Source organism: Saccharopolyspora hirsuta (assembly GCF_008630535.1).
Classification (GTDB): Bacteria; Actinomycetota; Actinomycetes; order Mycobacteriales; family Pseudonocardiaceae; genus Saccharopolyspora; species Saccharopolyspora hirsuta.
Genome location: NZ_VWPH01000026.1, coordinates 1 through 19,456 on the forward strand (window position 1 = coordinate 1; position 19,456 = coordinate 19,456).

At 72.2% G+C, this 19,456-nt stretch carries 20 protein-coding genes; 12 read left to right on the plus strand and 8 right to left on the minus strand.

Annotated features, from left to right (window positions below; all coding sequences use genetic code 11):
- A partial coding sequence (locus F1721_RS33840) for an acetyl-coenzyme A synthetase N-terminal domain-containing protein (protein WP_342782953.1) occupies positions 1–237 on the minus strand: 237 nt, incomplete at its 3' end.
- Between the two features lie 203 nt (positions 238–440).
- On the opposite strand from F1721_RS33840, the gene F1721_RS33845 reads away from it, so the two are divergent.
- From F1721_RS33845 to F1721_RS33870, 6 genes are all read left to right on the plus strand, one after another.
- Complete coding sequence (locus F1721_RS33845; RefSeq protein WP_150070937.1) at positions 441–1,532, plus strand: sensor histidine kinase; 1,092 nt, start codon at positions 441–443, stop codon at positions 1,530–1,532.
- Positions 1,532–2,317, plus strand: a complete 786-nt coding sequence (locus tag F1721_RS33850) for a LytR/AlgR family response regulator transcription factor (RefSeq protein ID WP_150070938.1) — start codon at positions 1,532–1,534, stop codon at positions 2,315–2,317. The genes F1721_RS33845 and F1721_RS33850 overlap by 1 nt, the downstream gene beginning before the upstream one ends.
- Positions 2,317–2,679 (plus strand): hypothetical protein, encoded by a 363-nt coding sequence (locus F1721_RS33855; protein WP_150070939.1) that lies wholly within the window; start codon positions 2,317–2,319, stop codon positions 2,677–2,679. Before F1721_RS33850 ends, F1721_RS33855 begins: the two co-directional genes overlap by 1 nt.
- Entirely contained in the window at positions 2,679–4,352 is a 1,674-nt protein-coding gene (locus F1721_RS33860) for a sodium/solute symporter (RefSeq protein ID WP_150070940.1), read from the plus strand. Before F1721_RS33855 ends, F1721_RS33860 begins: the two co-directional genes overlap by 1 nt.
- A gap of 130 nt (positions 4,353–4,482) precedes the next feature.
- On the plus strand, positions 4,483–4,827 hold the full coding sequence (locus F1721_RS33865) for a DUF485 domain-containing protein (RefSeq protein ID WP_150070941.1): 345 nt from the start codon (positions 4,483–4,485) through the stop codon (positions 4,825–4,827).
- Positions 4,824–6,434: a solute symporter family protein gene (locus tag F1721_RS33870; protein ID WP_150070942.1), complete on the plus strand. Its 1,611-nt coding sequence runs from the start codon at positions 4,824–4,826 to the stop codon at positions 6,432–6,434. Before F1721_RS33865 ends, F1721_RS33870 begins: the two co-directional genes overlap by 4 nt.
- Before the next feature lie 26 nt (positions 6,435–6,460).
- Here the strand turns inward: F1721_RS33870 and F1721_RS33875 are convergent, their stop codons facing one another.
- Complete coding sequence (locus F1721_RS33875) at positions 6,461–6,835, minus strand: MmcQ/YjbR family DNA-binding protein (RefSeq protein ID WP_150070943.1); 375 nt, start codon at positions 6,833–6,835, stop codon at positions 6,461–6,463.
- Positions 6,836–7,128: 293 nt separating this feature from the next.
- Between F1721_RS33875 and F1721_RS33880 the strand changes: the two genes are divergently transcribed.
- Positions 7,129–7,344 (plus strand): HC3 family zinc finger protein, encoded by a 216-nt coding sequence (locus F1721_RS33880; protein ID WP_150070944.1) that lies wholly within the window; start codon positions 7,129–7,131, stop codon positions 7,342–7,344.
- Positions 7,341–7,559, plus strand: a complete 219-nt coding sequence (locus F1721_RS33885) for a hypothetical protein (protein ID WP_150070945.1) — start codon at positions 7,341–7,343, stop codon at positions 7,557–7,559. Before F1721_RS33880 ends, F1721_RS33885 begins: the two co-directional genes overlap by 4 nt.
- Before the next feature lie 55 nt (positions 7,560–7,614).
- On the opposite strand, the gene F1721_RS33890 is transcribed toward F1721_RS33885, so the two are convergent.
- The 5 genes from F1721_RS33890 to egtA form a co-directional block, all read right to left on the minus strand.
- Entirely contained in the window at positions 7,615–7,950 is a 336-nt protein-coding gene (locus tag F1721_RS33890) for a hypothetical protein (protein WP_150070946.1), read from the minus strand.
- Positions 7,951–8,081: 131 nt separating this feature from the next.
- Positions 8,082–9,053 (minus strand): L-histidine N(alpha)-methyltransferase, encoded by a 972-nt coding sequence (gene egtD, locus F1721_RS33895; protein WP_150070947.1) that lies wholly within the window; start codon positions 9,051–9,053, stop codon positions 8,082–8,084.
- Entirely contained in the window at positions 9,053–9,805 is a 753-nt protein-coding gene (gene egtC, locus F1721_RS33900; protein ID WP_150070948.1) for an ergothioneine biosynthesis protein EgtC, read from the minus strand. Before egtC ends, egtD begins: the two co-directional genes overlap by 1 nt.
- Before the next feature lie 2 nt (positions 9,806–9,807).
- Positions 9,808–11,133, minus strand: a complete 1,326-nt coding sequence (gene egtB, locus F1721_RS33905) for an ergothioneine biosynthesis protein EgtB (protein ID WP_150070949.1) — start codon at positions 11,131–11,133, stop codon at positions 9,808–9,810.
- Positions 11,134–11,152: 19 nt separating this feature from the next.
- Positions 11,153–12,385, minus strand: coding sequence for an ergothioneine biosynthesis glutamate--cysteine ligase EgtA (gene egtA / locus F1721_RS33910; protein WP_150070950.1), 1,233 nt, complete (start codon positions 12,383–12,385; stop codon positions 11,153–11,155).
- A gap of 208 nt (positions 12,386–12,593) precedes the next feature.
- Here egtA and F1721_RS33915 point away from each other — a divergent pair, with 208 nt between their 5' ends.
- The 3 genes from F1721_RS33915 (at position 12,594) to F1721_RS33925 (ending at position 16,922) form a co-directional block, all read left to right on the plus strand.
- Positions 12,594–13,181, plus strand: coding sequence for a TetR/AcrR family transcriptional regulator (locus F1721_RS33915; RefSeq protein WP_150070951.1), 588 nt, complete (start codon positions 12,594–12,596; stop codon positions 13,179–13,181).
- A 61-nt stretch (positions 13,182–13,242) separates the two neighbouring features.
- Positions 13,243–15,321: an FUSC family protein gene (locus F1721_RS33920; protein WP_150070952.1), complete on the plus strand. Its 2,079-nt coding sequence runs from the start codon at positions 13,243–13,245 to the stop codon at positions 15,319–15,321.
- Positions 15,322–15,404: 83 nt separating this feature from the next.
- Positions 15,405–16,922, plus strand: coding sequence for an alpha/beta hydrolase (locus F1721_RS33925; protein WP_150070953.1), 1,518 nt, complete (start codon positions 15,405–15,407; stop codon positions 16,920–16,922).
- Positions 16,923–16,971: 49 nt separating this feature from the next.
- Here F1721_RS33925 and F1721_RS33930 read toward each other — a convergent pair whose 3' ends face one another.
- The gene (locus F1721_RS33930) at positions 16,972–18,450 is read right to left on the minus strand and encodes a peptide MFS transporter (RefSeq protein WP_342782954.1); all 1,479 of its coding nucleotides are present in this window, start codon (positions 18,448–18,450) and stop codon (positions 16,972–16,974) included.
- 255 nt (positions 18,451–18,705) lie between these two features.
- Between F1721_RS33930 and F1721_RS33935 the strand changes: the two genes are divergently transcribed.
- A complete protein-coding gene (locus F1721_RS33935) occupies positions 18,706–19,266 on the plus strand; it encodes a TIGR03086 family metal-binding protein (RefSeq protein ID WP_150070954.1) in 561 nt (186 codons plus the stop codon).
- The last annotated feature ends 190 nt before the right edge of the window (positions 19,267–19,456 follow it).

Genomic DNA, 19,456 nt, shown 5'->3' on the forward strand with positions numbered 1-19,456 from the left:
CTCCCAATGAATCGCGACCCGATCCCCGTTCCCGGCCTCCACATGCCGGTCCACGCAGTTGTAAGCCACGTTCAACCGACCGCCCACGAACCACTTCGCGAACGGCGCACCGGACCAGTCCAAAACCTGGTCCCACTTCCTCTCCCAATGCAGCTCACCAGCCTGCTCGGCCCAGAACGCCTCCCGATCGGCATCCTGCGACTGGTCAACGGCACGGTCCGAGGCTTCGATGCTCACGTCCACTCCCTGGGCCACTGGTCGATCCGGTCCCGGCACAGTAGGGGCGGCGCGTGATCCGGGGCACCACGAGCACGACCAGGGGTACCCCCGGCGCGGCCGAACACCCCGATCGCGCGACGAGCGGTTGACGAACGGTCTCGCCCCGAGTCCCCCGTTCGAACTAACATCCAGGCATCCCGTCGACGCTGATAGGGGTGCACATGCCGGTGCCGACCGACCGCCCACCGCGCCACGAGCCGCGCGGCGCGCGGTGGCCGCGGCGCGCCGGGCCCGAAGCGGTGCTGCGCACCGCGCGCCGGTTGGCCGAGAACCTGCGCGGCGGACCGGCCGGGCCGCAGGTGCCCAGTGCGCTGCGCGACCTGCGCCGACTGCTCGCGGTCGACGCCGTCGGTCTCAGCGACCTCTCCGGCTCCGTGCAGTGGTCCGGGCGGCCGAGCGCGGAGCCCGACGCCGCCAGCGCCGTCGCCGACGTCCTGCACACCGAGACCCGCAGCGGCCGACCGCCGCTGGTCGCCGTGCCGCTGCGCGTGCAGGACGAGCTCACCGGAGTCCTGGTGGTCGACGGCGAGACCCGGATGTCAGCGGTCCGCGAGGTCGTCGCCTGGACCGAGACCGCCCTCGACCACGCCCGGCTGGAGCACTCCGCCGAGCTCGCCGCGCAGGCCGAGCTGCGCGCGCTGCGGGCGGAGATCTCGCCGCACTTCATGTACAACGCGATGTCGGTGATCGCCTCGCTGGTGCGCTCCGACCCGGAGCGCTCGCACGAGCTGATGCTCGACTTCGCCGACTTCATCCGCTACGGCCTGGCCCGGCACCGCGACTACACCACGGTCTCCGACGAGTTCCACGCCATCGAGACCTACCTGGCGCTGCAGCGCGCGGTCCTGGGCGAGCGGCTGCGGGTGCAGATCCGCGTCGCCCCGGAGGTGCTGGCGGTCGCCATCCCGTACCTGGTGCTGCAACCGCTGGTCGAGAACGCGGTCCGGCACGGCATCGAGCCCCGCTTCGCGCCGGGGTCGGAGACCACCGGGACGGTGCAGGTGCGCGGCGAGGCAGAGGGAACCGACCTGGTGATCAGCGTGGAGGACGACGGGGTGGGGATGGACCCGGCCGAGGCCGAGGCGATCCTCGCCGGGAGAGGACCGGCCAACAGCGTCGGACTGGCCAATGTGGACCGCCGGCTGCGCAGCGTGTACGGGGCGTGGTACGGGCTGGTCGTGGAGACCGCAGCAGGAGCGGGCACCCGGGTCGTGGTCCGGGTACCGCGATTCCAGCCGGGGGTGGTGCCGTGATGACCGCAGGACTGCGCGTGCTGGCCGTGGACGACGTGCCGCCCGCTCTCCAGGAGCTGTGCCGACTGCTGCGGGCAGCGCCCGAGGTCGCCGAGGTGACCGCCGCCGGGGACGCGCTGACCGCGCTGAAGACGCTGCAGAGCGACCAGTTCGACGTGGTGTTCCTGGACATCTCGATGCCCGGCCTGGACGGGCTGGAGCTCGCCTCGCTGCTGGCCAAGCTCGCCGAGCCGCCGGTGATCGTGTTCGTCACCGCCCACGAGCAGCACGCGCTGCGCGCCTACGACATCGGCGCGGTGGACTACCTGCTCAAACCGGTGCGCGCGGAGCGGCTGTCGGCCGCGCTGGAGCGGGTGGTGCGGATGATCGCCACCGCGGCCGAGGAGGTCGCCGAACCGGCGCCGCCACCACCGGAGTCGATGGTCGCGCTGCCGGTGGAGACCGCCGGTCGCACCCGTTACGTGCGGCGCAGCGAGGTGCAGTTCGTGGAGGCCCACGGCGACTACGTCCGGCTGCACACCCGCAGCGGCGTGCACGTGGTGCGCATCCCCATCTCCCGGCTGCAGGAGCACTGGGAGGGCGCCGGGTTCGCCCGGGTGCACCGCAGCTTCCTGGTCTCGCTGAGCTCGGTGCGGGAGCTGCGCAGCGACTCCACCGGGGCGCTGATCGCGCACACCGAGGCCGGTGACGTCCCGGTCAGCCGACGGCACGCCCGCGACCTGCGGGAGCGGCTGCTGGACAACGCCCGGCGCGCGGAGCTGGCCAGACCGGCGCGGAGATCGTGATGAGCGGGCCCAAGCGGGTCGCGGTGACCAGCCCGCAGACGCGGGTGGCGCACGCGCGGCGCACGCTGCGGCGGCGCTGGCGAGCGCCCCGGCTCGACCCCGCCGAAGCCGCCCGGGCCGCGCAGCTCCACCAGGTGCAGCGCCGACGCGGCCTGGTGACGCTGCTGTTGCTGTTCCTCCTGCTGTTCGGCCTGCCGGTGGTGTTCGCGGTCTTCCCGGCGCTCGACGAGATCCGGCTGCTGGACGTCCCGGTCTCCTGGTTGCTGCTGGCGGTGGCGCCGTTCCCGGCGATGGCGGCGCTGGCCTGGTGGCAGCTGCGCCGGGCCGAGCGCGCTGAGCTGCACGACGTCTCGGAGGGCTGATGGTCGCCCTGGTGGCGGTGGCGCTGATCGTGCTGCTGACCCTGCTGATCGGGTTGCGCGGCGTGGCGGCGATGCGCACCACCTCGGACTTCCTGGTCGCCTCGCGGCAGGTCTCGCCGCTGCTCAACGCCGCCGCGGTCTCCGGCGAGTACCTCTCGGCGGCGTCCTTCCTCGGGGTGGCCGGGCTGATGGTCGCCGACGGGGTCGGCGCGCTGTGGTACCCGGTCGGGTTCGCCGCGGGGTACGTGGCGATGCTCGTGCTGGTGGCCGCGCCGATGCGCCGCTCCGGCGCGCTGACGGTGCCCGACTTCGCCGAGGCCCGGTTCGCCTCCCCCGCGCTGCGGCGGATGGCGGCGGTCGTGGTGCTGATCATCGCCCTGCTCTACCTGGTGCCGCAGTTCCGCACGGCGGGCCTGGTGCTCAGCGTGGTCAGCGGCACGCCGTACTGGGTCGGCGTGGTGCTCGCGGGTGCTGCGGTCAGCGCGACGCTCGCGCTCGGCGGGATGCGGGCGGCCACCTACGTCCAGGCGTTCCAGTTCTGCCTGAAGCTGGTGCTGTTCGCGGTCCCGGCGGTGTGGCTGGTGCTGCAGGTGGGCGCGACCGCGCGGCACGACGCGCTGCACCCGGTGGAGTTCACCCGCTTCGGCGTGGACACCCCGGTGGTGTTCCGGGTGGACGCCGAGCTCGACGTCCGCGAACCGACCACCGCGCGCGATCCGGAAGGCCGACCGGTCCCGCTGCCTCCGGGGCGGCACGAGGTCGAGGCCGGGCGGACGCTGGTGTTCCCGGCCGGGTCGGCGGTGCCCGAGCTCGGCGGCGCCGACCCGCCCGGCGGACCGGACTGGCGGCGGCCGCTGCTCGACCTGGAGAACGCGGGCCACCCGCTGCTGGGCACCTGGGCGGTGCTGGTGGCCACGGTGTTCGGCACCATGGGCCTGCCGCACGTGCTGGTGCGCTTCCACACCAGCCCGGACGGCCGCGCGGCCCGCCGGACGGCGGCGATCACCGTGCTGCTGCTGGGCGTCTTCTACCTGTTCCCGGGGATCTACGGGGCGCTGGGCCGGGTCCTGGTGCCGCACCTCTACCTCTCCGGGGTCACCGACGCGGTGGTGGTCGCGCTGCCCTCGCAGGTGGACACCGGCTGGGCCGGAGCGCTGTTCACCGCACTGCTGACCGGCGGCGCCTTCGCGGCGTTCCTGGCCACGTCGCTGGGCCTGCTGCTGGTGGTGTCCGGGGCGATCTCGCACGATCTCACCCCGGGCGGTCTCGGCCAGCTGCGCTGGACCGTGGTGCTGGCCGCCGCCGTCGTGGTCCTGCTCGCCCTGCCCGCCACCCACCTGCCCGCCGGGGTCCTGGTGACCTGGGGGTTCAGCGTCGCGGCCGCGACCTTCTGCCCGCTGCTGGTGCTGGGCGTCTGGTGGCCCCGGCTGACCCGGGCCGGGGCGCTGGCCGGGGTGCTGGTGGGGCTGACCGCGTCCGCCGGGGCCATCGCCACCACCCTGTTCGGACCGGCGCTGACCGGCTGGCCGGCGATCCTGGTCGCCCAACCGGCGCCCTGGGCGGTGCCGCTGGCCTTCGCCGCGATGGTGCTCGTCTCGCTGCGCGGCGCGCCGCCGCCGTGGGCGCGGACCGCCGTGCTCCGCCTGCACCTGGACGAACCCGCCCGCAGGTGAGACCGCTCGACCCGGTTCGCGGACCGCTCGTGGACCGTTCGTCGCACCCGTCGTCCATCGGTCCGCCGGGGATCCCGCGCGGGGTGTGACGTCCCTAACGTGGCCTGCCTCACCCGATAGGGAGGCACCCGTGAGTTCGACCGACCCGAAGACCCGAACACCATCGCCGGAGGTGTGGCGCGAGGCCCACACCAGCGCGGACTTCGTCGAGCTGCGCCGGCGCCTGCGGGCGTTCGTGTTCCCGATGGCCGCGCTGTTCCTGGTCTGGTACCTGCTCTACGTGCTGCTGGCGGACTACGCCCACGGCTTCATGTCGATCAAGCTGGTCGGCAACGTCAACGTGGGCCTGGTGCTGGGTCTGCTGCAGTTCGTCTCCACCTTCGCGATCACCGCGCTGTACGTGCGCTTCGCCAACCGGCGGCTGGACCCGGTGGCCGCCCGGATCCGCGACCGGGTCGAGGAGGAGCTGCGATGAACCACCTGGCGCAGGGGCTGCACGGGAGCAACCCGCTGCTCAACATCGGCATCTTCGCGGCGTTCGTCGTGGTCACCCTCGTCGTGGTGCTGCGGGCCAGCCGCAGCAGCCGCAGCGCGGCCGACTTCTACGCGGCCGGGCGCGCGTTCTCCGGCCCGCAGAACGGCATCGCGATCGCCGGTGACTACCTGTCGGCGGCGTCGTTCCTCGGCATCGTCGGCGCGATCGCGCTCTACGGCTACGACGGGTTCCTCTACTCGATCGGCTTCCTGGTGGCTTGGCTGGTGGCCCTGCTGCTGGTGGCCGAGCTGCTGCGCAACACCGGCAAGTACACGATGGGCGACGTGCTGGCGTTCCGGATGCGCCAGCGCCCGGTGCGGGCCGCGGCGGCGACCTCCACGCTCGCGGTGAGCTTCTTCTACCTGCTCGCGCAGATGGCCGGGGCGGGCGTGCTGGTGTCGCTGCTGCTGGGCGTGACCAGCGGGACCGGCCAGGCCGCGGTGATCGCGGTGGTCGGCGTGATCATGATCGTCTACGTGCTGGTCGGCGGCATGAAGGGCACCACCTGGGTGCAGATCATCAAGGCGGTGCTGCTGATCAGCGGTGCGGCGGTCATGACGCTGTGGACGTTCGGCAAGTTCGGCTTCGACCTGTCCGGCCTGCTGCAGTCCGCGGTGGACCGGGCCGGGGAGGCCGGGGAGAACCTGCTCAACCCGGGCGCGAAGTACGGCAAGAGCGAGACGAGCAAGCTCGACTTCCTGTCGCTGGGCCTGGCCCTGGTGCTGGGCACCGCGGGCCTGCCGCACGTGCTGATGCGGTTCTACACGGTGCCGACCGCCAAGGAGGCGCGCCGCTCGGTGGTCTGGGCGATCTGGTTGATCGGCCTGTTCTACCTGTTCTCGCTGGTGCTCGGGTACGGCGCGGGCGCCATCGTCGGCCCGGAGGCGATCAAGAGCGCACCGGGCGCGTCGAACTCGGCCGCGCCGCTGCTCGCGCAGGCGCTGGGCGGACCGGTGCTGCTCGGGTTCATCGCCGCGGTCGCCTTCGCCACCATCCTGGCCGTCGTCGCCGGGTTGACCATCACCGCCTCGGCGTCCTTCGCGCACGACATCTACGCGAACGTGATCAAGAAGGGCGAGGTCGAGGACAAGCGGGCCGAGGTCCGGGTCGCCCGGATCACCGCGGTGGTGATCGGCCTGGTGGCCATCGTCGGCGGCATCCTGGCGCGCAACCAGAACGTCGCGTTCCTGGTGGCGCTGGCGTTCGCGGTGGCCGCCTCGGCGAACCTGCCGACGATCCTGTACTCGCTGTTCTGGAAGCGGTTCAACACCTCGGGTGCGCTGTGGAGCATCTACGGCGGGCTGACCACCACGGTCGTGCTGATCGTGTTCTCCCCGGCGGTGTCCGGCGGGTCGGAGTCGATGCTGCCGAACGCGGACTTCGCCTGGTTCCCGCTGCAGAACCCCGGCCTGGTGTCCATCCCGCTGTCGTTCTTCTTCGGCTGGCTGGGCACGGTGCTCTCCCGCGAGCACGACGCGGACAAGTACGCCGAGATGGAGGTCCGCTCCCTCACCGGCGCGGGCGCCGAGCGCGCCGTCGCGCACTGACCGTCCGCAGTGGATCGCCGGTTTGCTCAGCCGCGCTCGCCGAGGGAGCGCCAGTGCAGCTTCTCCCGTTCGCGCTTGGGCAGACCGGCGACCACCAGGTCGTAGGAGTCCTCGATCATGTCCAGGACCAGCTGGTCGGGCACCGACCCGTCGAGCACGACAGTGTTCCAGTGCCGCTTGTTCAGGTGGTAGCCGGGGATGATCGCCGGGTGGTTCAGGCGCAGCTGCACGGCCAGCTCCGGCTCGCACTTCAGCGACACCCGCAGCGGCTCGGCGTCCAACCGGCTGATCGCGAAGATCTTCCCGGCCACCTTGAACACGCTGTTGGACTCGTCGAACGGGAACTCCTCGCGCGCCCCGGTCATGGCCAGACAAGCGGCCTTGAGCTCCTGCGGTGTCATGCCGAGAACCTAACCCGGACCGCTGACACCGACGAGCGGGTAGCCCGCGCGCACCCGGGTGTAGCCTGGCCCGGCTGGCCGCGCGCCGAGGCACCTCCCCCCAGTGGCCGAGGCGCGCGGTCGGCTTCATCCGCACCGCGATCACGCAGCGTGCACGCGAACTCCGCGATTGATCTTTTCGGGTGAGCCACGGGCGCGTTCAGCCCGGCATCGTTGGGCCGAACGGGTCAAGGTCGGTTGGTTGCTCGTCACCGGCCCCGCACGGGGCAGTCCCATCGGCGGAGGTGGGGAGAATGTTCCAACCAGAGCACCACTGGCAACCGGCCGCGCAGCGCTGCCACGCGATCGCGGGGACGCTGCCCCCCGGGCCGCACCGCGCGGGCGAGCGGCTCACGACGTTGTGCGAGCAGCACGTCACCGCCGCCGAGCCGTCCGCGCTGAACTGGCTGTGGCCGACGTGCCCGGAATGCCTGCGCGCCGCGGGCCGAATGCCGGAGAACGCGCCGTGAACCGCACCGTGGCCGTCCGGTTCGCCTTCGGGATCGTCGGCGAGACCCGCCGCGAGGCGCACCTGGCGACCGCGCCGGGGACCGGGATCCCGGCCGCGTGGCTGACCTTCTGCGGGGAGGAGATCCCGGCGCACCAGGCGGAGGTCTCCGAGAAACCGGCCGGGATGCCCTGCGTCCGCTGCCTGGCCAGCGCCACCCGGTCGATCTCGCGGTGAAGGGCGCCTCGGACCGCGGAGCAACGCGGCCGGAGGCGCCCTTCGGCGAAGAACGTCAGTCGGAGAAGAGCACCGAGCGGACCAGCACGCCGCGCGGCGCGGTCTGGCCCGGTTGCAGCGTGAAGAAGGTGTCCGTGGCGCAGCTGGAGTCCAGGAAGACGACGGCCGTCGCGTTGGTCTCGTTGCGCACCTGGTACGCCGGACTGTTCTCCGGCACCGCCAGCCGGTGGCAGATGCGGCCAGCCGGGTCGCTGATGGCGCTCACGTACTCCCGGCCCTGGTACTGGGCCTTGAAGTAGAACTCGCCCTCCGCGGCGAGCGCGGAACCCGGCAGGGACAGCAGCATCCCAGCAGCGCCGAGAGCGGCGGCGGCAGTCGCACGAAGACGCATCGGATCGTCCTTTCCTAGCGGATTGCGGGAATTGCAGGGGCAATCCTGCGCCGCCTCGCGATCACCGCCATTCCGATCACCCGCCCGTGAGGTGATCCGCTCGGGAAAGTTCACCGATCAGTTGGACCGGCTCAGCGCGCCACCGCCAGCGACAGGGCGAAGTCGCCCGCGTCGTCGAGCCACCAGTGCCGCAGCTCGAACCCGGCGGTGGCGAGCTCGTCGCGGACCCGTTCCCGGCGGAACTTCGCCGAGATCTCGGTGCGGATCTCCTCGCCCTCGGCGAACTCCGCGGTCAGCGCCAGGTCGGCCAGCTCCACCCGCATCGGCCGCTCGGCCCGCAGCCGCATCTCGATCCACTCCTGCTCGGCGTTCCACAGCGCGACGTGCCGGAACTGCTCGGGCGCGAAGTCGGCGCGCAGTTCGCGGTTGAGCACCCGCAGCACGTTGCGGTTGAACTCCGCGGTCACCCCGCTGGCGTCGTCGTAGGCGCGGACCAGCCGGTCCGGGTCCTTCACCAGATCGGTGCCCAGCAGCAGCCACTCCCCCGGCTGCAGCGCGGCGCGGATCGAGGCGAAGAAGTCGGCGCGTTCCGCCGGGAGCAGGTTGCCGATCGTGCCCCCGAGGAACGCCACCAGCCGGTCGGTACCGGCGTCGAGCGCGGCGAGCCCGCTGGTGAAGTCGTCGACCACCCCGCGCACCTGCAGCTCCGGGTAGTCCAGCGCGATGGCGTCCACCGCGGCGCGCAGCGCGGACCCGGAGACGTCCAGCGGCACGAACCGCCGCAACGTCCCGTGCTTGCGCAGGGCGTCGAGCAGCAGCCGGGTCTTCTCCGACGATCCGGAGCCGAGCTCCACCAGCGTGCCCGCCCCGGTGAGCTCGGCGATGTCCATCGCGGTGCGCTGCAGGATCTGCTGCTCGGCGCGGGTCTGGTAGTACTCCGGAAGTTCGGTGATCCGCTCGAACAGCTCGCTGCCCTCGGCGTCGTAGAACCACTTGGGCGACAACCACTTCGGATCCTCGGTCAGCCCCGCGCGCACGTCGGCGCGCAGCTCGCGCGCCGCGTCCTCGGCGGTGAACCGCACGATCAGCTCCGGTTCGCTCATCACTCCCCCATCCCGGCCAGCGGCCGCACCTCAATATCGCGGACGTCGGCGACGACCAAGCTCCGGTCCGGAACTTCGCGCCACCCCGCCCGCGGGCCGAACGGTTCGGACGCGACGGTCACCGCGGCGGGCTCCCGGCGCACCCACAGCGAATGCGTCCACGTGGTGGCCACCAGCCGGGCACCGTCGCTGAACAGCAGGTTCATCCGCGAATCCGGTGCCGCGGCGACCACCTCGCCGACCAGCTCCGGCACCGCGGCCTCCGGATCGGCCCCGTCGAGCACCCGCTGCCGCAGAACCGACCACAGCAGCGCCGAATCGGTGGCGGCCTCCAGCGTCAGCAGGTCGACCACATCGAGCTTGGCGGCCAGCTTGGCCACCGAGTCCGGCCAGCCGGTGATCCGTCCGTTGTGGCTGAACAGCCGGGCGCCATCGGTGAACGGCGCGCAGGCACCGGGCACCACCGGCATCCCGACGGTGGCCGAGCGCACCGCGGCGACCACCGCGCCGCTGCGCACCTCGCGGGCGGTCTCCAGGAAGGACTGGTCGGTCCACATCGGAACGGCCGCCCGGTAGCGGGCGGTGGACCCGTCCGCGCGGTACCAGCCGACGCCGAAGCCGTCGGCGTTGATGGTGCCGCCGCCGCGCATGTCGGCGGGCGCCCAGGTCTGCTCCAGCAGCGAGTGCTCGGGCTCCAGCAGCAGGTCGGACAGCGCGACCGCGGGGCCCAGGTATCCCACGTGGCGGCACATGGTCAGCGGCGCTCCTCCGCGCGCGGGGTGCGGGCGCAGCGGAACCCGGCGAAGATCTGCCTGCGGATCGGGTAGTCCCAGTTGCGGAAGGTGCCCCGGCAGGCGGCCCGGTCGGTGCCGAACGAGCCGCCGCGCAGCACCTTGTACTCGGGCCCGAAGAACACCTCCGAGTACTCGCGGTACGGGAACGCCGCGAACCCCGGGTAGGGCAGGAAGTCGGTGGCCGTCCACTCCCACACGTCACCGATGAGCTGGCGCGCGCCGCAGGGCGCGGCCCCGGCCCGGTAGGCCCCGGCGGGTGCCGGTCGCAGGTGCCGCTGGCCGAGGTTGGCGTGCTCGGGGCGCGGGTCGTCGTCGCCCCACGGGTACCGGCGTGACCGGCCGCTGGCGGGGTCGAAGCGCGCGGCCTTCTCCCACTCCTGCTCGGTGGGCAGCCGCTTGCCCGCCCAGGCGGCGTAGGCCTCGGCCTCGTGGAAGCTGACGTGCACCACCGGTTCGGCCTCCGGCACCGGTTCGAGGTGGCCGAAGCGGCGACGCGACCACCGGTCCCCGTCGCGCTGCCAGAACCGGGGCGCCCGCAGGTCGGCGCGCTGGCGGTGCGCCCAGCCCGCTTCGCTCCACCAGCGCGGGTCGTCGTAGCCCCCGGCGTCCATGAATGCCAGGTACTGGCCGTTGGTGACCGGCGTGGTGTCCAGGTAGAAGTCGTCCACGTGCACCTCGTGCGCGGGCCGTTCGTTGTCCAGCGCCCAGGGCTCGGTGGAGGTGCCCATGGTGAAGGTCCCGCCGGGCACGAACACCTCGGGCGGCAGGACGTCCACATCGGACGGTGGCGGTTCGGCGGACAGCGCGGGCGGTCCGCTGCGCAGCTGGTGGGTGGCCAGCATCGTCTCGTCGTGCTGCTGCTCGTGCTGCACGATCATGCCGAAGGCGAAGGCCCGGTCGACCAGCCGCCGCCCCTCCAGCGGGGTGCGCTCCAGCAGGTCGAAGACCTTCTCGCGCACCGTGCCGACGTAGTCGCGGGCCTCGGCCGGGCCCAGCAGCGGCAGCTGCGGGCGGTCGGCGCGCGCGTGCTGGAAGGCGTCGTAGAGGTCGTCGATGTCCGGGCGGATCGCCTCCCGGCCGCCGACGTCGCGCACCAGCCACAGCTCCTCCTGGCTGCCCACGTGCGCCAGGTCCCACACCAGCGGGGACATCAGCGGCGAGTGCTGCCGGACCAGGTCCTCGTCGTCGACCGAATCGGTCAGCTCGGCGCTGCGCTGCCGGGTGCGCGCCAGCTCGGCGGCCACGTGCGCGCGCAGGTCGTCGTCGCTCAGCTCTGCCAGGTTCACCGGTACCTCCGGGAGAAGATCAGCGATCACCGGCCGCGGCGATGCGCCGCGCCACGAAATCGGCCAGCCGACCGGACATCCCCGGCGGGACGTCCGGTCCGTCGAGCAGTCGGCAGGCCAGCCCGAAGACCTCTTCGGCGACGTGCGCCAGGGTCCGGTCGCGCAGGCCGTGCCGCGCCGCGTGCACCCAGCGGCCCACCGCCGGGGACGTCAGCGCCAGTACCTCGTCCACAGCGGTCTCCTCGCGGAAGAGGGCGATCAGGGCGGCGGCCGGGAGCATCCAGCCGTCGCCGGGCTGCGCGTCCAGGTAGCGGACCTCCAGGTAGCCGCGCGGCCGGACGGGCGGGAACACCGTGGTCAGGTGGTAGTCGAGGTCGTCGCGGGTGGGCGGGCCCGGCAGGGCGCCGCGGATCCACTCCGCGAAGCTGATCCCGCTGGGCGCGGTCCAGTCGTCGCCGTCGCGCCGCAGGCAGACCACGGAGGTGTCCAGCACGCGCTTGGCCCAGCTGCCCGCCGGGTCGGCGGTGATCGTGGCCGGTCGGGTGCGCGGCGGGTCGGTGCGCAGCAGCGCGCGGGTGCGGGTCGACACCCAGCCGGTGCGCTCGCCGAACAGCTGCGGCGAGTTGGCGAAGGTCGCCATCATCACCGGCCCGAGCGCGTGCAGCGCGCCCCAGCGGGCGGCCACCCGGTCCGGTTCACCCGCGTCCAGGCACACCTGCACCCCGGCGGTGCTGCACATCATCAACCGGCCGTCCAGGCCGATGCGGTCGAAGGCGGTCTCCATCGCCGCGTAGCGCGGCACCCGCAGGATCCGGCGGGGGTACCGCCACGGGTCGGTGCCCTGCTCGCCGAGCACCAGCCCGGCGCGGCCCAACCGGCGCGCCACGTGCGCGGCGTCGGCGGCGACGACGTTGAACAGCGAGCGCATGGACGTGGTGGGGCGGCTGGAGACCTCGACCTGGCCGCCGGGTTCGACGGTGAGCACCGAGCCGTTCGGCAGCGGGCGGTGCGGGCTGTCCGGGACCAGGGAGCGGGGCGCGTGCGCGCCGAGCGCGGAGATGAGCGTCGCGGTGTCGAGCGGCCGGGTGGGGTCTTCCTCGTGGTGCACGGTCCATTCGAGTTCGATGCCCATCAGCCGCGGGGGGCCGTGCTTGAAGCACACCGACGCCACGTAGGCCTCGGCCTCCGCTCGGGTCCGAACCCGGGAGGTCGGGAAATCAGCGGCTGCAGGATCGGTCGACACCGGAGACATGATCACCGCCCGTGATTGGCCGGTTACCGACGCTACCGCGCACCCCCGATGGTCGCGACCCTTGTTCTCGATCCCGCCAACTGCTAACGGTGTTCGGGGATTCCCGCGGTCGACCACCTGATCGGACGCTCGCCCGGCAGGTGGGACGTGCGCAGCAAAACGTACGTACGGATTGCAAATCGCGGGGGTGGCCTGGGACGATCAGCATATGCCTCGGGTCAGCCAGGACCACCTCGACGCCCGGCGCCGTCAGATCCTCGACGGCTCCCGGTCGTGCTTCGCGCGCTACGGCTACGAAGGTGCCACGGTGCGCCGCTTGGAGGAAGCCACCCAGCTCTCCCGCGGCGCGATCTTCCACCACTTCAAGGACAAGGAGTCGCTGTTCCTCGCCCTCGCCGAGGACGACGCGACCCGGATGGCCGACGTGGTCGCCGAGCAGGGCCTGGTGCAGGTGATGCGCAACCTGCTCGACGCCTCCAGCGCCTCGCCCGCCCTGGGCGCGGACTGGCTGGGCACCCGCCTGGAGGTGTCCCGCCGCCTGCGCACCGACCAGGAGTTCCGGGAGCGCTGGGCGCAGCGCTCCGAGCAGCTGACCGCCGCCACCCGGGCCCGTCTGCAGTGGCAGAAGGACGCGGGCAACCTCCGCGACGACGTCGACATCGACGTCCTGACGGCCTACCTCGAACTGGTCCTGGAGGGCCTGCTCTCCCACCTGGCCATGGGCCTCCCGGCCCAGCACCTGAGCCCCGTTCTGGACCTCGTCGAGGAAAGCGTCCGCCGCCACCGCACCCGCTGAGCGCCGATCCGGCGTAATCTCGCAAGCCCGATCAGCTGAGCGCGAAGGAGCCCGCGGCGCAATGTGGAGCGAGTGGTGGAATCGCTTCCTCGCCTCGGACCCGGCCATGCGCCGCCTGCGCACCGCGACGCGGGTGGTGCTCGCGGTCGCGCTCACCATCGCCGCCGTGCTCCCGGTGCTGGCCTGGTGGGGGCAGCCGCTGCCGCTGGCGATGATCGGCGCGGTGGTGGCGATCAACTCCTCGCTCGGGGTCAACGACCCGGAGCGGCGCCAGCAGCAGATCACCACCCTGCTGATGCCGCTGCCGGTGACCGCCGCGCTCCTGCTGGCGATGCTGACCGCGGCCTGGCCGCTGGTGCACACCCTGGTGTTCCTGGTGGTGATCTTCACCGCGGTCTACGTCCGGCGCTTCGGCCCGCGCTACTTCCCGCTGGGCATGGTCGCGTTCATGGGCTACTTCTTCGCGATGTTCCTGCGACCGCAGCTGGCCCAGCTGCCCGCGCTGTTCACCGCGGCGGTCGCCGGGGCGCTGGCCGCGTTCGCGCTGCGGTTCCTGGTGCTGCGCGACGATCCCGAGGGGGTGCTCGAACGCGGCCACCGGACGCTGCGGGCGCAGGTGCACGGCCTGCTGCACGCGGTGCGGGACGTCGCCGAGCACCCCGGTTCGGTGGCCCGGCGGCGCGAGCTGAACAACCGGTCGGTCCGGCTCAACGAGACCGCGCTGATGCTGGAGGGCGCCGTCGGCCAGCTCGACTCGCTCGACGAGACCGGCCGCGACCGCCTGCGCCAGCGCATCCTCGACGTCGAGCTGGCCGCCGAGAACCTGCTCACCCCGCTGCTGCGGCTGGTCGACCACCCCAGCGGCGGGGACACCGTGCCGCACGCGGTCGGCGCGCTGCTGGCGGTGCTGCGCGCCGACCCGCGGGAGCTGCGGGAGGCCACCCGGCTGGTCGCCGAGCGGATCGAGCAGGAGGGTTCGGTGGCGGTCGCGATGGCGGTGCGGCGGCTGGGCACCTGCCTGGCCGAGCTGGCCACCGCCACCGGCGAGCTCGACGACCAGCGCGCCGAGGAGGCCGAACCGGCACCCGCCGAGGAGCCCGGCACCGCCGAACCGGGCGAGACCGGGCTGCAGCGCCCGGAACTGCGGATGGCCGTCCAGGTGACCTGCGCGACCGCGCTGGCGATCATGCTCGGCCAGCTGGTCTCGCCGAACCGGTGGTACTGGGCGGTGATCACCGCGTTCGTGGTGTTCATCAGCACCAACAGCCGCGGCGAGCTGCTGGTGCGGGCGTGGCAGCGGACCGCGGGCACGGTGCTCGGCGTGCTGGCGGGCATCCTGGTCGCCGCGCAGATCTCCGGGAACCTGGCCGCCGAGATCGCCATGATCCTGGTCTGCGTGTTCCTCGGCTTCTACTTCGCCGGGTTCTCCTACGCGGTGATGACGTTCTTCATCACCACCCTGCTGGGCGCCCTCTACGGCATGCTCGGCACCTTCGACGCCAGCGTGCTGGAGACCCGGCTGTGGGAGACCGCGGTCGGGGCGACCGCCGGGGTGCTGGCCGCGGTGTTCGTGCTGCCCACCCGCACCCGGTCGCTGGTGCGCACCAACACCGAGAGCTTCCTGCTGGCGCTGCGGGACTTCCTGCGCGGCACCGGGACCGAGCTCAGCGAGCGCGGCGAGGTCACCGGCCTGCAGGAGTCGATCCGCGAGCTCGACGACGGCCTGCAGCAGGTAGTCCGCAGCGCCCGGCCGCTGACCTCCTACCGGCTGCGGTCGCGCCGCAGCCAGGTGCAGCGGTCGGTGACGGTGCTCAGCGGCTGCGCCTACTACGTGCGCAACCTGGCGGTGGCGCTGTCGGCCGCGGCGGACATGGTCGACGAGGACACCCGCGACCGCCTCGCCGAACTGCTGTGGGCGCTGGCCGACGCGGTGGAGTCGATGACCGGCGAGGCGCAGGTGGGCTTCGACGCGGCGATGGACTCCGCGCACCGCACGGCCGACTCGCTGCACGACATCGCCGAGTCGCTGACCGACGGCCCGACCTCGCTGCACCGCACGATCCGCTGGCTGGACCGCACCACCCAGATCGTCGAGGACCTGGCCCGCGAGCTGGGCACCGCTCCGGAACAGCGCAGCTGATCGCACGGCGAGGCGTCCGGGTGGGCGAGCGCTGATCGAATACTCTCCGGATCTGTCCGATTCCGCTCGGTGAGGAGAACTCGTTGAAGCGCTCGTTCGCACTCGGTCTGGCCGGCGCCGCAGTGCTCGCCAGCACCGCGGTCGCCGGGATGACCGCGCAGGCCGCGCCCGGTCTGCAGTTCGGGCCGTGCCCGGAGGACGTCAGCAAGCCCTACCCGCAGCTGCAGTGCGCCGAGCTGCAGGTCCCGCTGGACTACCGCGACCCCGGCGGCGAGCGGCTGACGCTGCTGGTCTCCAAGCAGCCCGCGCGCAAGCCCGAGGCCCGCCGGGGATCGCTGCTGATCAACCCCGGTGGGCCCGGCGGGCCGGGCGTCGGCTTCGCCGGAGCGCTGGCCCCGAAGCTGCCCGCGGCGGTGCTCGACAGCTACGACCTGATCGGCTTCGACACCCGCAACACCGCGCACAGCACGCCGATCACCTGCGTGGACCCGGCGACCTACTGGAAGACGCCGCTGCCCGACCCGGACTCGCCGCAGACCCGCGAGCAGAACTGGCAGCGCGCCCAGCAGTACGCCGACGGCTGCCAGCAGCGCGCCGGGAAGTACCTGCCGCACCTGACCACGCCGAACAACGCCCGGGACATGGACCGGGTCCGGGAGGCGCTCGGCGAGGAGAAGATCAGCTACCTCGGCTACTCCTACGGCACCTACCTGGGCGCGGTGTACGGGCAGCTCTTCCCGGAGCGGGTGGACCGGATGCTCCTGGACAGCGTGGTCAACCCGGACACCTCGGAGATCTGGTACCGCAACAACCTCAACCAGGACATCGCCGCCCAGGAGCGGCTAGGCATGTACTTCGACTGGATCGCCCGCCACGACCAGGTCTTCCACCTCGGCACCGAGCGCGCCCAGGTGCAGGCGGCGTGGGACGGCGTGCAGGCCGAGCTGCGCAAGGCGCCCCGCGGGAACCTGGGGCCCGCGGAGTTCATCGACATCACCTTCAACGCGCTCTACGGCGAGAGCACCTGGCAGGAGCTGGCCGAGGGGCTGGCCGACTTCCGCCTCCGCAACGACGACCGGAAGCTCGTCGGCCAGGTCGAGCCCAAGGACGAGGTCGCGGAGAACGGCAACGCCATCTACAACGCGGTCGAGTGCGTGGACGCGCCGTGGCCGACCCGGCGCGCGGAGTGGGAGCGCGACTCCGAACGGCTGGCCGCGGACTACCCGCTGGCCGCCTGGTACAACAGCTGGACCGTGGCACCCTGCCGGTTCTGGCACGCGCCCGCGCAGGAGCCGCTGAAGATCACCGGCGAAGGTCTGCCGCCGGTGCTGCTGGTCAACTCCGAGCACGACGTGGCCACCCCGTACCGGGGTGCCGAGGAGATGCACCGCTCGCTGCCGTCGTCGGTGCTGGTCACCGAGCGGGACGCGGGCAAGCACGGGGTGTGGGCCGTGGCCGGCAACGCCGAGATCGACCGCATCGGCACCGACTACCTGGTCAACGGGGTGCTGCCGCCCGAGGACGTGGCGGTCCCCGGGCACCCGGAGCCGGACCCGGCGGCCCCGTCGCAGGCCGCGCCGAAGACGCTCGACCTGCGCTGAGCACGACGGCGGCCGGGCCCGGAACCGGACCCGGCCGCCGCGCGAGCGGTCAGAGCACGCCGTGCATGTAGCGCTTGATGCTCTTGGAGAACACCAGCAGCAGCGCGGCGCAGCCGATGGTGGCCAGGCCGACGATGCCGAAGTAGATCTGCTGGTTGTCCACCGAGTAGAGCTTCACCACCTGGGCGCCCAGGCCCTGGCCCATCGCCGGGGCCAGGAAGTACAGGCCCATGGTCTGGGAGGCGAAGACCTTCGGCGCCAGCTTGGTGCTGGCCGACAGGCCCACCGGGGAGAGCAGCAGCTCACCGACGGTCATGATCACGAACACCAGCGCCAGCATCAGCGGCAGGTGCTTGCCGTCGTCGCCGACGACGACCTTCGACAGCACGACCCACAGGAACGCGACACCGACGAAGAACACACCGCCGACGAACTTCTGCGGGGTGGTGGGCTGCCGGTCGCCCAGCTTCATCCACAGCGCGGCCAGGACCGGCGCGAGGATGATGATCGCCAGCGAGTTGATCGACTGGAACCACGAAGCCGGGATCTCGAACCCGAACACGTGCAGGTCGGTGTCCGCCTCGGCCAGGTTGGCCAGGGTGTTCGGCTGCTGCTCGAACAGCAGGAAGAACAGCGCGGTGGCCAGGAACAGCGGGATGTAGGCGATCAGCCGTTCCCGCTCGACCTTGGTGATCTGCTTGCTGGACAGCATCACCGCGAAGTACACGATCGGCAGCACGGCCGAGATGATGCTGACCACGTTGACCAGGCCGTCCAGGCCCAGCACCCCGGACACCGACAGGCCGCCGAGCACCACGACGAACGCCACGGCGATGCCGATCGCCCGGCCCAGGACGCGGCCCTTGTGCTCCGCGGGGAGCGGGTTCACCGGCTTGGCCCCGGCCGAGCCGAGGTTCTTGCGGCCGAGCGAGTACTGGATCAGGCCGATCGCCATGCCCACGGCGGCGGCGCCGAAGCCCCAGTGCCAGCCGACCCGCTCACCGAGCGTCCCGGCGACCAGCGGCGCGAGGAAGCCGCCCAGGTTGATGCCCATGTAGTAGATCGAGAAGCCCGCGTCGCGCCGGACGTCGTCGTCGCTGTAGAGGCCGCCGACCAGGCCGGACACGTTCGGCTTGAGCAGACCGGTGCCGATGACCAGCAGCACCAGGCCGAGCACCACGGTGGCCACCCCGCCGGGGATCGCCAGGCAGATGTGGCCGAGCATGATGATCACGCCGCCGTAGAACACCGCCGACTGCGCGCCCATGACCCGGTCGGCCAGCCAGCCGCCGACCACTCCGGTCATGTACACCGAGGCACCGTAGATGCCGACCACCGACAGCGCGGTGGATTCCGGGATACCCAGGCCGCCGTCGGCGACCGCGGCGTACAGGTAGTACGCCAGGATCGCCCGCATGCCGTAGTAGGAGAAGCGCTCCCACATCTCGGTGAAGAACAGCGTCGACAGGCCGCGGGGGTGTCCGAAGAACCCCTTCTGCGGTGCGTCCGCAACCGTGGGTGAACTCACGATCACGTCCTCTCGTTGGCCAGGCGGCGATGACCGCCTCCGGTTGTGCCGCGCGATTGGTTACTCGCGCGTAAGAAACTGCCCGGCAGGTTACGACTCCCCGAAGTGGCCCAGACCACCGGGGCGTAAACCCGCCTCGCCCGCGCACGACGCAGCGCGACGTTCCAGTCACACTGGGAGCGCGCCAGCTGCAGATCCGCCGAAAACCGGCGGCCACCGCGTGACCGGATTCACACCAGAACCCCAGGAGGAATCGTGCAGTTGTTGGCGGCTCACCGCACAGCGATGGCGGAATTCGACGCTCGCGTGCAGCGCATCGAGGCGACGCAGTGGGACAACCCTACGCCGTGCACCGAGTGGAACGTCCGAGACCTGCTCAACCACCTGGTCGGCGAGCAGCTGTGGGCGCCGTGGCTGCTGGACGGGGCCACCCTCGACGAGGTGGGCGACCGCTTCGACGGCGACGTGCTGGGCAGCGACCCGGTCGGCGCCTGGGGCGAGGCCGCCGCCGCGGCGCGGCGGGCGTGGGACGCGCCGGGCGCGACCAGCGGCGAAGTGCACGTCACCGGCGGAGTCATCCCCGCCGAGGACTACGGCTGGCAGATGACCGCCGACCTCGCGGTGCACGCCTGGGACCTGGCCCGCGGCATCGGCGCCGACGAGCGGCTGGACCCCGATCTGGTGGCCGCGCTGCACACCGTGCTGGCCCCGCAGGTGCCCGCCTGGCAGGGCCTGGGGATCTTCGCAGCACCGCGCGAAGTGCCCGCGGGCGCCGACGAGCAGACCAGGCTGCTCGCGCTGCTCGGTCGATCGTGACGGCGTTGTTCCCGTTGCCGCGCAACCGATCACGGTACAATCGGCGGACGTATCTTTGCCTTTTCGAGGAGTGACGGCTTCAGTGCCTGCGGCACCATCCCCTGATGGGGGAAGTACCGGGCCGGGGTGTTTTCCCGGCGTTTTTGAGTTGGTGTGCGGTCGCCGGTGGGGTGGCCGGTGATGGATGTTG

Bases quoted from the DNA above. Each gene is read 5' to 3' on its own strand.
- F1721_RS33845 (WP_150070937.1), top strand. From the start codon at position 441: ATGCCGGTGCCGACCGACCGCCCACCGCGCCACGAGCCGCGCGGCGCG.
- F1721_RS33850 (WP_150070938.1), top strand. From the start codon at position 1,532: ATGACCGCAGGACTGCGCGTGCTGGCCGTGGACGACGTGCCGCCCGCT.
- F1721_RS33855 (WP_150070939.1), top strand. From the start codon at position 2,317: ATGAGCGGGCCCAAGCGGGTCGCGGTGACCAGCCCGCAGACGCGGGTG.
- F1721_RS33860 (WP_150070940.1), top strand. From the start codon at position 2,679: ATGGTCGCCCTGGTGGCGGTGGCGCTGATCGTGCTGCTGACCCTGCTG.
- F1721_RS33870 (WP_150070942.1), top strand. From the start codon at position 4,824: ATGAACCACCTGGCGCAGGGGCTGCACGGGAGCAACCCGCTGCTCAAC.
- F1721_RS33875 (WP_150070943.1), bottom strand. From the start codon at position 6,835: ATGACACCGCAGGAGCTCAAGGCCGCTTGTCTGGCCATGACCGGGGCG.
- F1721_RS33880 (WP_150070944.1), top strand. From the start codon at position 7,129: ATGTTCCAACCAGAGCACCACTGGCAACCGGCCGCGCAGCGCTGCCAC.
- F1721_RS33890 (WP_150070946.1), bottom strand. From the start codon at position 7,950: ATGCGTCTTCGTGCGACTGCCGCCGCCGCTCTCGGCGCTGCTGGGATG.
- egtD (WP_150070947.1), bottom strand. From the start codon at position 9,053: ATGAGCGAACCGGAGCTGATCGTGCGGTTCACCGCCGAGGACGCGGCG.
- egtC (WP_150070948.1), bottom strand. From the start codon at position 9,805: ATGTGCCGCCACGTGGGATACCTGGGCCCCGCGGTCGCGCTGTCCGAC.
- egtA (WP_150070950.1), bottom strand. From the start codon at position 12,385: ATGTCTCCGGTGTCGACCGATCCTGCAGCCGCTGATTTCCCGACCTCC.
- F1721_RS33915 (WP_150070951.1), top strand. From the start codon at position 12,594: ATGCCTCGGGTCAGCCAGGACCACCTCGACGCCCGGCGCCGTCAGATC.
- F1721_RS33920 (WP_150070952.1), top strand. From the start codon at position 13,243: ATGTGGAGCGAGTGGTGGAATCGCTTCCTCGCCTCGGACCCGGCCATG.